The following is a 13,547-nucleotide window of genomic DNA, read 5'->3' as shown; positions in this document are numbered from 1 at the left end:
ACCGTCCGAGAAATTTACTTAGTGCAGGTGTTTCGTTCTACAGTCCCAGCAACCTCGGGACGTTCAATTTTAACTGAAACCAACATTTGCGTTTCACCAAGAAGATCAGCTTCTAAGCAGTTGTATGATTCACCCAGCTTTTCGTTCTTCACGTCTCTGTATTTTAGACATTTGCCATAGTAACTAATCTTAAGTGTATTATTATTGTCATGAACATTTAGATACAATGAAGCAAACTTCATCGTATCGTCAGATAAGAGAATCTTCATTTTTCCAGAGATACCCAAAGCTGTAGAGGTTGGACCTGGCAATTTAATTGGATCTTGACCAGAAACTTCAATGATTTGTTCTTCAAGAAGACTATCATCCTTTGCATCGACTTTTTGAACCGAACAAGTTCTTGAATTCTCGATTTGAACGAAGTTAACTTTTTCCTTCAATTCAGAAGGAGCTTCAACTGTAATGAACTGATTTAACTTGCGAGTAGGCGCCATGCCAAATGCAGTTTTATTACCTTTGCAATCAACAAACACAAGCTGTTTGCTTTCAATTTTATCTCTAACAATCAAAGCATCTCTTTGATCAAATCTCGAAAGATCCAGTTCTGAATCTTTCTTATCACATGTATACATAGAACTAAGAAGTTTCTCGGTGTCGGCGTCTAGTTTAACATCAGGAACCTTAACGTCTGGAACCTTCGCCACATTACAACCGGCGATAATCGAAGTTGATAGAAACAATGCAAACAATTTAAATGAGACCGTCATAGAAGCTCCAAAATAATTAGACCATTTGTTATGCGCGATCTACTTTACAAGATTCGTACCTTATAAAAAACGATGCCTATTCACTTAAGCCCTATGTGAGAGATCGTCCAGTGCCCAAAATATTTACACCCCTGTATTTATTGGATAATCAGCTCTGGCCTTCCGGTTGATACCGCTTGATAAATGACGCTTACTTTTCTATAGAAAGACAGTAGATCGCCTCCCTCATCGTCAACCCCGGCACCGCCCTTAAAAGCTGTGCCATTTTCTCCTTATCGGTTTTCGATGAGGTTTTTTCCCAATACTCCTGTCGAGTGATCTTGCTCACCAACTTCACTCCTCCCGCATCAGTCTTGAAAAATACTTCGGATTTAACGCCAGGAATACTCTGAAGTCCGTTCACCACATCCATGTGGTGCTCCTGCAACCCGGTTGCCTCCTGAAACTCCTTCGTGTCGCCATCTACGGCGAATAGAAAACGCTGTGGGCTGTTTTCAATAATCCCTCTATCTCCATTTACGATAAGATCCCCCAGCAATTGCGAGATACAAACCACCGCATGGCCATATTTCCGCATATTAGCCGCCGTAAACTTAATCAGCTCAAAGCAATACTTAATAAAGAATGGAACTTCATCGAGCATTAGAACTATTCTTCTTTCGTCTTGAATCAAGACTTGAGAATTGAGTTCCGCTAAAAGTGCGGCAAAGCCCGCGACCGCGAACTCCGGGTCACTTGCCTGAAATACTTGAGAGAAGTTAAAATACCGCAAACGCGCGCAGTGTGGAGTTCCAGAGGTCGGAAGCTGAAGGCCCGGATGGGAGCAGAGCGAAGCGCCGTCGGCGCGAAACTGAAGCAACTCCGCTGGTTCAATTCCCTCCCGGTGGTCGTTCATTCTCCCCGCATCCGCGGCGAACGCCCTCTCATAGAGTCCACCACGTACCCAGCGCCTTAAAAGATTTCGGCGCGGGAAATTAGATATCTTGTCGTAGAAATCCTGAAGACACGGAGCTTCGGGTTTTAAATCAATATAAGCCCTTACGCACTCCTCAACTTGAGATCGAAGGTCTTTACTTAAAGTGACCTCCCCCTGCTCTTGAATCAAGACCATGAGGAATTTGGATACGATGGCCAACTTGTCGTTGTCGGATGCTGCTTCAGTTTCCGTGACTACCGCCCCTCCAACACTGCTCGCTGACGCGCGATTATGTAACGCGATCACCGAGAGAGGGTTCAATCCGGAGCTCTTATCTAAACTCAATGAAAACTCTTGTCCTCCGAGAAGTTCGCACTCTTTTGAGTGCGAACCACCCACGTCGATTTTGATGACATGGACATTATTGTCGTTAAGTAAAGCCGTCGAAAGCATCCCCGCCAAGACCGACTTCCCCCGACCACTAGGTCCAACGATAATTGAATTAAATGCATTGAACTGAGGATCAAATAGATCAAAATGGAAGAGTGAGTTGTTCGACCGAAGCAAACTAAGCGATCTCGCTGGGTTTACTGAACTTAAAGTAGAACATGAATACATCGGCAACTGATTGAGAAGTGCTGCCTCATTCTCCACGAGAACTACGTGTTGCCGACTCCCGGGAAGCGAAGCTACAAAGCTCGGCAGAACCCCGAAAGTTTCAATCTGAGCTTCGGAGAAGAGCGACAATGTTGATTGAGCTTCTCTTAAAGAAGCACTTAAAGTTTCAGGGCTAGGTCTTTTTAAAGTAACTAGGACTTCCATTTCAAAGAACTGCACCCCAGACTTAAAGTTTTCCTTCAACGCAAGCAAAGCGCTTTCGCGCTGAACGCTTGAACCCACATCTTTCGCCCCCTCAAGCTGCTTGAGCTTCTTCTCAAGCAAGATCTTGGCTGACGCCTCCGACAGTCTAGCAAACGAAGTGCTTAAGCTAAAAGGCCTTGGCAACTCTTCAACGACTTCCATGAAATCGGCCCAATCGAATTCAGAATCCGGCTGTTTCTTTAGCCGGACCACGCCGATACTTTCCGTTCCCGTTTCGATAGACCGACCGGACAGCACCCAATCACTGGACCCGCGATCAAACAGCGTAACGATTTCATTCTTGCTGAGGCCTACCGCCTCGATACCAAAGCCTTTGAGATTCAAATAGGCCGCATGCAAAACCTCAAACGGGTCCATCCCCCGGCTTTTCCTAAAAAGCCGAAACCCAGGAACCACATCCAAATAAAGGCGCAATCGATTTCGAACAAAACCCAACTCATTCAAAGCCAGCGCCCTCGGATAAGCTTTATCCAAATCATAGGACTCCTCCGACGACAGCTCCAATCGACAAACGATACTTGGATCGAGCTGCCTTAGCGCCTGATTCAACCTCTTTTGAAATGAAGCAACATCATCCAACTCGGGATCACAACTGACCAGATCGAAGCCGCACCCGATGATTCCATCAGTTGTTTTCCAAATGATGAGCTCTTTATAAGTTTTTATCTCCGATAGAATTGGAATCATCGAGTGCTCGTGTGATGAAAAGATGGCGTCTGCTTTGTTGCAGGGCTTTCTCCTTCACTTTGACGTATTTGTACATACGACTCCGTTTCGGAAAAAGCCCTGCGCCGCGCACCCGCCACCTTTTGATCAATCTGGGGATTTAGAAGTGAAGGAGAAAACTTAAATCGCAGAAAGTCCCTAATAGTTTTCGGACGACTTCGAAGACGAATATTCAACAGAACTAGAAAGACGCCCCCCGCAATCAGAAAGGCCCCAAGCTCAAAACCAAATGGTCGAAGAATCGAATCGGAAAAAATGAGCGAATAACCTACAATCGCTAAATCCAAAACTGAAAGGCCGAACCAGCCGGTTCGCTCGTTGAGGAGGCGTGCACTATGCACCTTCATACGCCACCTCAACTCGCTTTAGCTGGATCGGGCTCCTGCCCTCTCCCCTTCGGGTTGTCACTTCGGGGTAGCATCCTGCTACGCCGATCGTTAAGAACCTTGCACTATGTACTTTCATAAAACCTCCAAACAGAGGCTTTAGCGAATTTCATGCAAGGCCATAAAGAAGATATTAAGTTTTGCACCTTCAGAATTCGGACAAAAAAAATAGCACTGATTATTAGTCAGCGCTATTTAGGTTTTTTAATATTTCACAAACAAGTGGTTTTGTTCAGCTAGTTGAAAACCTTTTCGCATCGTAGATTCAATCTATTTTTCAAACCCTTCCAAGATTCTCTGAGTTGGTTTTGCAACGATGCAATTTTAGTCGCGTCACCAGGGTGTAATAAACGGTCTTTTTTAAACATCGTTCTATTGTACTCTACCACACGAGTTCGTTGATAGATTGGAAGTCCTGTCGACTTTAGAAGCTCGAGCGTTTGGTTACTCATAGTGGCGGCATCCACTAGAAAATGAGAAACATCTTTAATGTCCAATTCTCCCCAAATTTGGGCTTCCAAGTAGCACTGATTGCTACCAGATGTTTGCGGTTGAATAGATTTTCGATTAAATGAACTTGGTCGCAGCTTTTTATTGGCGAGAGTATCGGCATAAGTCCAAGTTGCCCGACGTTTCGTCTCTGGTTTTAGCACTGCTATTATATCCCCATACATCGAACCCGAAGTTTGCCATTTTCCAAGTTCTACGGAATCTGTAAGCTGAAGTAATGCATACTTAGGCCTGATTTTATTAATGGGATTTCCAGGTTTTAACTTATAACTTCGTTCAATCTTCAATCCAAGCAAAGCATCTTCATGTTTGGCTCTCTGTCTTGGAAGTTCTTCAAGAAATAATGGATAACCTAAACTTGAAACTTGGGTATCATGGATATTAAGAAAACCTTCCCGAAGAATAGGCTCAAGGTGTTCAGATCTGAAAATAATCAAGAGTTCTGATTTTTTGAGGAAATCATACTCAACCTCGCCAGCTGTACTTCCTTTATCATTTGCATTAAAAATATAGTTTGCAAGGCCTTCGCCAACAGTACGCGTGTCGGTCTCAGTGAGAAATTCTTTTGAGAGTATGTCCCTTGCAGAAATCTCATTAATAGCATAGGCCCAAGATGGGCATATAAGTGCCAATACTATTGACACCCCAGCGATGTATTTCTGAGATTGAAGGTTTCTTTTCAACATACTATTTCCTTGTGCAATAGTCGTACCCAAGACCTGCTCGACTCTAAATCCAATGCTTTTAGACTCCAAATTGACCATAAACGCACTGACCACCAGATACCCGCCATGCGGAACATTGCGGAAACTGAAGCAGATCGAATCATAAAAAAACGCGGTGATTATTAGTCACCGCGCTTCTGAATGTTTATTGGTTTAAAAACAAGTGCTTTTAATCGTGATAGCAAGCCAATGTAGCATAATTTACACCTGCACTAGGTAACTTAAATGCAGCTGGTAACGAATTTGCGATATCTGCAGTTGTTACAGGAGAGTAAGTATAAAAAGTGTCTCCCTCGATTGATGAAATTTCTGAATATATTGTCCAAACATTCTCTGTGCCGTTATTGAATACAGGAGCATCAAGATAAGGTGCTGGCTTGGAGCTCATCCATAAGACCGCCTTCTGATTTTGGATGATACGAAAGCTCACTCCGGTCTCATCAGCATCAAGAGGAACTTCAAAATTTAATTCATATCTGAAATCATCGATCTTAATCATATTCACCTTGATGTGATTAAGGCCGTTATAGCGAAGCTCAAGTGCATCGGTGTTTTTTAGACGTAAATTTAAGGAGCACTTTGCGAAGAAGTTGTTTGTGGGTGATGCATTCGCGGAAACTGCGAAAAATAATAAGCTCAGTACTAATAATGACTTCACTTTGATTCCCTTTCATAATTTTGCGGGATGCTTGCACCAGCTTGCTATGTTGTCAATAACCCAATGTTTTTAGGCTCTAAATTGACCATAAACGCACTGACCACCAGACACCCGCCATGCGGAACATTGCGGAAACTGAAGCAGCTCCAATCATAAAAAAAACGCGGTGATTATTAGTCACCGTGTTTCTGAGCATTTGCTAGTTTAAAAACAAGTACAAAAGAGGCGCTTTTCAGTTGATCTCAATTTCAGAAACCGTGAACTCGAATAAGAGCTAAGAGGTATATATTTGTGCTCGGATTGAGGACAAATATATACCTCGCCGCATGCCATAGGGAGCCAATTTCTTTTCAAGGGGCTGTAAAACTAATTCGATAAGTGTCGAATTATACCCATTGACAACCAATCTTTATTTCGATACTTATCGAATCACACAAAGAGGTTGTTATGTTTAATAAGGATGTTTTTAAAGAACGCATCAAAAAGGTTCAGACTGACATGAAGTCTTTCTCTCGCGGAAAATTGGATTCCACGGTGGAAGGAAAAATTATCGATTCGCTTTCAAATATCTATCTTACAATGGCTGACAAGTACGCTGATGCTGTAAGAAGTGGCGTCAACTTCCCCGCTCTTGCCGAAGTTGAAGATCATCCCCAAGAGGATCGCGCGTATTTTGCCTTGAAGAACTTGCTTGAGAAAATGGAATTGGACTTTACTCAAAAACTTGTGACTAGCTTTAAACATGATGTCACGAATGAAGTTGAAATTGGCAAAATTCAAATTGCCTTTTTAGATCACGTTCGTCGTAGTCTTCATGGAGCTCGCACTCACTAATGCAAAGTCTCAATATTCTCAAAGCGCTCTCGGATGAATCACGCATCAATATCTTTCGACTTTTGTTGGAAAGAGATGCCTATATTGAAGTAATCTCTGAGCGCCTAAAACTCGCCCCTTCCACTGTATCGTTTCACTTAAAAAAGTTGGTGGAAGCGGGACTGGTTTCATCTAAGAAAGATCAATACTATACGATTTATTCTGCGGTCTCTGACTTTGCAGAAATGACACTCAAAGAGTTGGTACTTGAAGCTGGGGTAAAACTCAAAGAGCAAGACAAGGTCGAAGAGCAATATAAAGATAAAGTTCTAAAGTCTTTCTTCAAGTACGGAAAACTGATCAAAATTCCTTCACAAAAAATGAAACGCGAATGGGTTCTCACTCGCGTCTCTGAAAGTCTTGCCACGAACAAGTCTTACACTCAGTTGGAGCTGAAGGACTTGCTCGCAGAAATTTATCCAGATCCAGGACTGCTTATTACTGAGATGACCAGCGGTGGGCTGATCAAACTCCAAGATGGAAAATACCGAAAATAAGTCAGAAGTCTAATACTTTTAGACTCCAAAACGTCAATAAATGCACTTACTACCTGATTCCGAGGAAAAACTGTTGGCGATACTGTTAAGGAAACGCTGCTTTTAAGTCAGAGCTATTTAAACAATTTGCTGCAACGAAATCCAGTATTTTATATCAGAAACTACGACGGAAAATTTTCAAATTTCTTCACGGTTTCTAAATCAACGTCCCAGTTAGCACGGCTAGCGCAAAAGATATGTGCATTGGGTTTTAAAGAAATTTTTGAATCAAGGCTTCCTGCCGGAACCACTAAGAGTTTTCCCTCCATCTGTAGGTTCGGCAAAGCAGATCCGCATTCAACGCAAAAACTTTTTACATGTCTAGTAGAGGGGATATTAAAAGTTTTAACTTTATCTTGCCCGGTTATCCACTTAAGCGCAGCTGCTGTCGAAAATAAATTGGCCGAATGAGCAGAACCCGAATCTTTCTGGCAATACGAGCAGTGGCATAGATAGAAGGACTCGAAGCTACCATTGATTTCGTAATAAACATTTTTACATTGGCACGAACCTGTATGTATATCGCTCATCATTTAAGTTTCACAAAATTCTTTCGCGCGAGCAACAAAGTAATGCTTTTAGAACCCTAAATGCTCATAAACGTACTGACAACATGACAACGAGGACAAAACTGTTGGCGATGCCCTCTTCCTCACTCCGCGAATAAAAGGACATGAAACTCGGGTTCGTCCACAGTCTTCGACGCGTCCTCAGACCTTTCCGGATTTTTTACTATAGGTTTATTTTATTCTTTCCCACAAATACCCGAGGATGATCAAAAGCCCTTTATTTTCTCCTGCCCTTATTTACGCAGGTTGATCAAAAGCGGTTGTATCCGCGGCGGAGGCGCTCCGATTCCCGCAGGCGTATTGCGGCGGGAGCCGAGGAGAACGTAGTTGAACCAGCTACTTCAGTTGCAAGCCTCCGGCTTTCCACTCTGTGGCCGTCCGGCCCGTCGAGGACAGTCGGAGTGCTGACAACAAAGGAGACGACCGCTTTTCATCGACCTCACAAGCCGACGCCGAAGAATCTTGCTACTAGTGAAATCGCTGCTGGCCCACCTAATATAGCCAATGCCCCAATAAACCCACTCACCAAAACAAGGCGTCCCCACATCCCCATTCCTATGGCGAATAAAATTCCTCCGATAGTGATGCCGATACTAATCGCCGCAATCCCAATGCGCGTAAACGACGCCTGCGCCGAAGCCGCCGCATCCACAAGATCCCGAGCAAGCACAGGTTCAACAAAGATCAAACAAATAATTCCTATTATAAGACACAAGGATAGCTTCATATATAAATGACCTCACTCCAGTGACTTCTGTACCAAATACATGCGCACTTATAAATCAACTAAAAGCAAATCCATGTCCGAGTTTCGAAAAGCATCCCAGTTTAAAGACATGATCTCTTAAAGAAAAATATGGATAAACCGATATATGTTTTATGACCAAATACTTGTTTAAAAGATTTATTGTTACCTTTCTTATTTGCAGCACCATCCCTATCTTGGGACTCATGGGTTCAGCAGCAATGAAGTCATACAGTGCGACGAAGACAAAAAAAAGCTTAACAACGCTTCTTGAAAAGTCAGGCGTAACCCAATCTGAACTTAATGATTACGACTTAGAGTTAACTAGTCTCTGCCCCAAAGTTTCGACTTTAAACAATTCTGAACTTGGACAGGCTCTACAGCAAGTTTGCACTCTTGACAATGACTTGGAAAATTTCGAAATCGCGTGCATTATAGTTTCTGGAACCTTGTTCATTACCCTCTTGTTATTTGCAGTCATGGGCTGGGCTACAAAGTTTAGCCGAATGCTGCATCTACTAAGTTTTAAGTTCGGAATATTCGCTTTTACATTCCTAGTTTGCGGATCCGTAATTGCAAATGCTGCAATTTTAGTCTCTGCTTCATACTTTATCCCATCATATTTTATTGGATACTATCTACCTAAACTCACAGGAATTCTCGCACTCGGTGCCGCATATTTGGTTTTTCAAATTTGCAAAAACTCATTGGGTTTAATCCGAAGCTCAACCCTAACTGTAGTGGCAAAAAGGATGTTTCCTTCAGAGCAGCCAAAACTATGGGAGGAGGTACGCAAAATAGCTATTGAAGCTGGAGTCCAACCTCCTAATAACATTCTAATCGGCCTTGAGCCAAACTTCTTCGTCACTGAATGCAGCGTGAATACTTTGGATGGTTTATGCAAAGGAAGAAGCCTCTTCATTTCAGCATCAATAGTCAAATCCCTATCCTTGGACGAATTTAAATCTATATTACTCCATGAATTTGGCCATTTTAAAGGCCTGGATACTCTGTTTTCTATCCACTACAGTCCTATTTTCAAGCGCCTTGAAAATACACAAAGCCTTTTGGAATCGGCCGGCCAGAACATCAACAACAACGTTGGGTATATTGCGGCTTTGCCCACCACGATCATGGTTTCATTTTTCAACCTTTGCTTTAGATCTTCACACGCTCACCACAATAGAACTAGAGAAGAGTCTGCTGATGACTTAGCGGTTAACTTAACTAGCAATCGAATTTTTGCCAGCGCACTAATTAAAAGCGTCGCTATTGGAGCATTCTGGTCACCAATCCATGACAAGATCAAGAGTCTTGCTGAAGAAAAACGAGTTCTCTCTAATATTCCCTTGGCATTAAGAAATCTATTTAGCACTGTGAATTCGGAAGACGTTAGAATATTAGTGAATGATGAAGATCAAATGCATCCCTTTGATTCACACCCACCATTAATAAATCGTGTAACTAGAGTTGGAGTTGACTTTCAATCAATCACCACTGAACCACCCGCAGTAACTGCGGAATGTCTCATTGATAAATCAAATGAGCTGGAAGAAGAACTTTCAACAATTAGATATGGACAACTTGGAAGACAAGGCTTCATAGACCTCGACAAGCTTTTTGAGCCAGAATCTGCATAGAACTCAACAGCATCGTAGGCCTAATTACGTTCCTCCTGGTATCAAAACCGGGGGTATTAGTTCCATAATTTTATCTTGATGAATAAGTCTGTTTTCGGACTCCTCTACCCAAGTATCTGTTTCATAGACTTTCCACTCTCCGGGTTGAACAAGCTGACGATACTTTACCGGAATTCTCGCGCCGAAGGTGGCCGGCACTGATCCCACAAGCTTCGGCTCACTAATGTGATCAAGCTTAGCTTTCAGAGTATTCACTTCATTTCGGAGTTTGATTTCAGTCTTATCGGGATCTTCAAAATAGATCGTAGTAGCCGCCGCAATAGCCGCCCCTAGCGATCCATACAAAGCAGCTTGTGTTCCTTTATAGTCAGACTGCGACGACCCATAAGCAACTCCAGCCGCCCCCCCGAGCACCATATTCTGATAGACCTTGCCAGAAGTCGTCGTCGCACAACCGGCCGCAAGGCACAGTGTTGCAGCAGCGGTTCCTCGTGCGAAAACTGAAGTAACTACCGTAAATCGCGAACAGTGCTGCAAAGCCGGAGGCTTGAAAGCTGAAGTAACTCCGCCAGCCGTCCGTGCTCTTTTTATCAACCTTGGGATAACTAATGAGGGATATAAGCCAATTTTAAAACTTTCCATAAAATTGGGAGTAGCGAATTGTATTCCAGCGACAGATAAGAATTGAAAGAGAAAGACGTCCGGAAAATCCATCATTGCATCGGACCCACAAAAAGAAAAAGGCACTGAACAATCTATTCAGCGCCTTTATGATTTGCATTCAACTTAAATCCTGGTTTGATGATCTTATTTTTAATTCTAAACGGCTATTGAACTTTCTTGTAAGTAGTTTTCAAGTTGCCACAATTCTCACTTGGGATCGTAATAATTAAACTGTCACCGGCTAATGAAAACACAGCTTTACGCTGGCTAACATTCATACTTTCAGTTTTTCCGTTACATCCTGTGTAACCAGCAGATGCTCCAAATGTAATCTCGTTTTGAGTATAGGTATATTGTCCGCTGAATGAACTTTGGCATATACTACCTGTGAATCCAAAGGAGAAGGTTTGTGTATATTCAGTTTCGCTTTTGAAACTTAAAGACTCCCAACGCTCAATAGTTTCACCAGAAGATTCACAAAGAGTGCCAGTTTGAGAAGACCAAACTCCTACTACATCAGTTCCAGCATTTGCGTATGATGAAACCAAAACTAAGATAACTCCCAAAATTCTCATAAAATTCTCCATTCAAAGTAATTTATAAACATAACCTAGTGTTTGAAGATCAAAAAACCTGAGGCTTCTAGTGACTAATTACCACATCAAGTTCAGGCGCATACATTAATCCATCAAGTGATGATACATTTTTGAAGCTCAAGTGAATTTGATTATTTTCAAATTCTGCGATATCGCCAGCACAATTTCCAGCCAAATTAATGACGAGAGGATTGTTGGGTCCGTTAGCTCCCCCAATATAATTGAAAGTACCTTTAACATTCTTAATTTGGCAACCAACGGACAGGACCGGGTTAACTGAAGTTACAATCTCATTGGCAAATTTAAAACCATGGCCATGTACGGTAGGATCGAAAACACTCCAAGCTAGGCCCATTTGAATGAATCCTACCTTGTTTTTTTCACTCCAGAATGTACTAAACATAGGTGCACCATCAACCACAGCTGGGTGTAGTTGTGCGATGACTGGTTGTTCGTTAGCGAATGCACTACTCGATAATAAACATAGAAGCGATAGAAAAATTGTCTTCTTCATGGCGTATCTCCCGTATATTTCCACGTATTCGATAAGACTTTCATTTTTTTTAAAGGAAAGAAATATTATCGATTAACAATTCAATCAAGATCGCACTGATCATCTGACCACACTCAATCGAAATTTCTCTCCGCATTGCTCCGTCAAACCAACAAAGCTTCGCACAAAAAGAAAAAGGCACTGAACTTTTATTCAGCGCCTTTATGATTCGTATCTTGCTTAAAACCTAGGGATTAATGAACAGATATAAACTCGCATGTGCGAGTGAATTGGTCGCCATCGAATGTTTCAGTGTAGGTTAATCCGAGAGAAGTCTGTCTATAATTTGCAATCAACGAATATTTGAGCTGGTGAAATACTCTACGAATATGGATTGAATCATCGCTACAGCTTGCTAAATAGGTATCACCAGTATTAACACCATCGCCCTTATGTTCTTGCGAATCGCAAATATATATTTGTGGCTTAAAAGGGCTTGAGTTTGGGTTCAGAGTGATGTGGATACTATTTGGAACATTTGTTTGAATGGAGACGCCCGTATAGGTGAAGTCTTCGGCCATTGGAGCTGACGCATTCAATTGGTGCGTGCAGCCTGGCATTTGTTGCACAGTGAATTCTCCAGTTATGGCTGCAGCGGCTAAACTGATGTTGAAGAAAAATATAACTATGATTCCAATGGTCTTCATGATCACCTCGATCAAGGAAGTTCAGCACAGATATTTCTCAATGTCCAAAGCCAAATGTTTTCAATTAACAATTCAATCAAGATCGCACTGATCATCTGACCACACTCAATCGAAATTTCTCTCCGTATTGCTCCGTCAAACCAACTAAGTTTCACACAAAAGGAAAAAGGCACTGAACTTTTATTCAGTGCCTTCATGATGTTCCTTCAAATTAAAACCTAGTGATTTATCTTCCGCACCTTTGATTAAACATTTCGCCGTCTGGCAGAGCGAATGCGGAAGCCGCCAAAGACAAACCCAATGCCTCCACCTACATAAGTTCCCCAATGTATTCCCCAGACTGCTAAAAATAGATCGGGATTTGAAACCACATTTTGAAAATCTGATTTTCTAATTAAGACGTCCAAATAGCCAAGAATGCCGAAAACAATTGCCATCCCTATTGCGAAGTAAAGTGGCCATCGCAAATTTGAAAGCAATTGCCGATAGCTAAGTTGCGGAAGATTTCTTGAAGGATTATTTAGAAAAACATAGACCGCACCTATTAGTAGACCAGGCCCATAGGCAGCACGAATTGCTAGCCAAGCTGTTTGCGAATAAAGGCGCGATTCATCAAGCCCTTTGCCGATAACGAAATAGTCTTTGGAAATTGTCACGGTTATGAAATCATGCAGGATCGCGAATAAGACCGTAAGCATTGAAACAAGAATGACAAATGAATATTCTTTGAAACGTGTCGCGTTCTTCCCGTTTTTTCGCCAATCTATATATGCGTACAGAGACAATACACAAAGTCCAAAGGCAATTCGAAGTGGTAACGGAGCAAGCCACGAGAGCGGATCTTCAAGTTCCATTTCTCAAATATAAATTTCGAACAAGGCTCGGTCACCAAGGAAATACCCTTAACACCCAAAACTGCACCCAAATACTCTTAGACCCAACACTTGGGAAAAGCGGTTGGCGATATACTCTTCCTCACTCCGCGAGAAAGCGCATATGAAGCACGGGTTCGTGGATGCACTACGATCCACTCAAACGAGGAGTTTTCCGATGTTTGAGGATTTACTTGAGTTTCACTCTGCCCGTGCCCGGGGTTGATCAAAATCTTAAGAGATTCGACCTTCACTACCCGAGTCCTGGCTTGATAAAATGGGT

The 13,547-nt window shown here is 42.3% G+C and carries 14 protein-coding genes; 3 read left to right on the top strand and 11 right to left on the bottom strand.

Going from position 1 to position 13,547, the window contains the following annotated elements; translation table 11 throughout:
- Positions 1–14 precede the first annotated feature (14 nt).
- The 4 genes from NWE73_RS08910 to NWE73_RS08895 form a co-directional block, all read right to left on the bottom strand.
- A complete protein-coding gene (locus NWE73_RS08910) occupies positions 15–767 on the bottom strand; it encodes a hypothetical protein (RefSeq protein ID WP_277577961.1) in 753 nt (250 codons plus the stop codon).
- Between the two features lie 190 nt (positions 768–957).
- Complete coding sequence (locus NWE73_RS08905) at positions 958–3,252, bottom strand: TraG/VirB4 family ATPase (RefSeq protein ID WP_277577960.1); 2,295 nt, start codon at positions 3,250–3,252, stop codon at positions 958–960.
- Positions 3,253–3,913: 661 nt separating this feature from the next.
- Positions 3,914–4,873: a hypothetical protein gene (locus tag NWE73_RS08900; protein WP_277577959.1), complete on the bottom strand. Its 960-nt coding sequence runs from the start codon at positions 4,871–4,873 to the stop codon at positions 3,914–3,916.
- 208 nt (positions 4,874–5,081) lie between these two features.
- Positions 5,082–5,570, bottom strand: a complete 489-nt coding sequence (locus tag NWE73_RS08895) for a hypothetical protein (protein ID WP_277577958.1) — start codon at positions 5,568–5,570, stop codon at positions 5,082–5,084.
- A 447-nt stretch (positions 5,571–6,017) separates the two neighbouring features.
- Here NWE73_RS08895 and NWE73_RS08890 point away from each other — a divergent pair, with 447 nt between their 5' ends.
- Both NWE73_RS08890 and NWE73_RS08885 read left to right on the top strand, forming a co-directional pair.
- Positions 6,018–6,404, top strand: a complete 387-nt coding sequence (locus NWE73_RS08890) for a hypothetical protein (protein ID WP_277577957.1) — start codon at positions 6,018–6,020, stop codon at positions 6,402–6,404.
- On the top strand, positions 6,404–6,940 hold the full coding sequence (locus NWE73_RS08885; protein ID WP_277577956.1) for a metalloregulator ArsR/SmtB family transcription factor: 537 nt from the start codon (positions 6,404–6,406) through the stop codon (positions 6,938–6,940). Before NWE73_RS08890 ends, NWE73_RS08885 begins: the two co-directional genes overlap by 1 nt.
- A gap of 161 nt (positions 6,941–7,101) precedes the next feature.
- Here the strand turns inward: NWE73_RS08885 and NWE73_RS08880 are convergent, their stop codons facing one another.
- Both NWE73_RS08880 and NWE73_RS08875 read right to left on the bottom strand, forming a co-directional pair.
- Positions 7,102–7,509: a GFA family protein gene (locus tag NWE73_RS08880; RefSeq protein WP_277577955.1), complete on the bottom strand. Its 408-nt coding sequence runs from the start codon at positions 7,507–7,509 to the stop codon at positions 7,102–7,104.
- Between the two features lie 478 nt (positions 7,510–7,987).
- Positions 7,988–8,275, bottom strand: coding sequence for a hypothetical protein (locus tag NWE73_RS08875; RefSeq protein ID WP_277577954.1), 288 nt, complete (start codon positions 8,273–8,275; stop codon positions 7,988–7,990).
- Positions 8,276–8,499: 224 nt separating this feature from the next.
- Here NWE73_RS08875 and NWE73_RS08870 point away from each other — a divergent pair, with 224 nt between their 5' ends.
- Positions 8,500–9,933 carry a M48 family metallopeptidase gene (locus NWE73_RS08870; RefSeq protein ID WP_277577953.1) on the top strand — a complete coding sequence of 478 codons (1,434 nt, stop codon included), beginning with the start codon at positions 8,500–8,502 and terminating at the stop codon, positions 9,931–9,933.
- 24 nt (positions 9,934–9,957) lie between these two features.
- Here the strand turns inward: NWE73_RS08870 and NWE73_RS08865 are convergent, their stop codons facing one another.
- The 5 genes from NWE73_RS08865 to NWE73_RS08845 form a co-directional block, all read right to left on the bottom strand.
- Positions 9,958–10,575 (bottom strand): hypothetical protein, encoded by a 618-nt coding sequence (locus tag NWE73_RS08865; RefSeq protein ID WP_277577952.1) that lies wholly within the window; start codon positions 10,573–10,575, stop codon positions 9,958–9,960.
- Between the two features lie 185 nt (positions 10,576–10,760).
- A complete protein-coding gene (locus NWE73_RS08860; protein ID WP_277577951.1) occupies positions 10,761–11,171 on the bottom strand; it encodes a hypothetical protein in 411 nt (136 codons plus the stop codon).
- Between the two features lie 67 nt (positions 11,172–11,238).
- A complete protein-coding gene (locus tag NWE73_RS08855; RefSeq protein ID WP_277577950.1) occupies positions 11,239–11,706 on the bottom strand; it encodes a hypothetical protein in 468 nt (155 codons plus the stop codon).
- A gap of 233 nt (positions 11,707–11,939) precedes the next feature.
- Positions 11,940–12,392 (bottom strand): hypothetical protein, encoded by a 453-nt coding sequence (locus NWE73_RS08850; RefSeq protein WP_277577949.1) that lies wholly within the window; start codon positions 12,390–12,392, stop codon positions 11,940–11,942.
- A 245-nt stretch (positions 12,393–12,637) separates the two neighbouring features.
- The gene (locus NWE73_RS08845; RefSeq protein WP_277577948.1) at positions 12,638–13,246 is read right to left on the bottom strand and encodes a hypothetical protein; all 609 of its coding nucleotides are present in this window, start codon (positions 13,244–13,246) and stop codon (positions 12,638–12,640) included.
- Positions 13,247–13,547: the final 301 nt, after the last annotated feature.

This window comes from Bdellovibrio svalbardensis (genome assembly GCF_029531655.1).
Taxonomy (GTDB): domain Bacteria; phylum Bdellovibrionota; class Bdellovibrionia; order Bdellovibrionales; family Bdellovibrionaceae; genus Bdellovibrio; species Bdellovibrio svalbardensis.
This window is presented reverse-complemented; position numbering and strand designations above follow the sequence as displayed.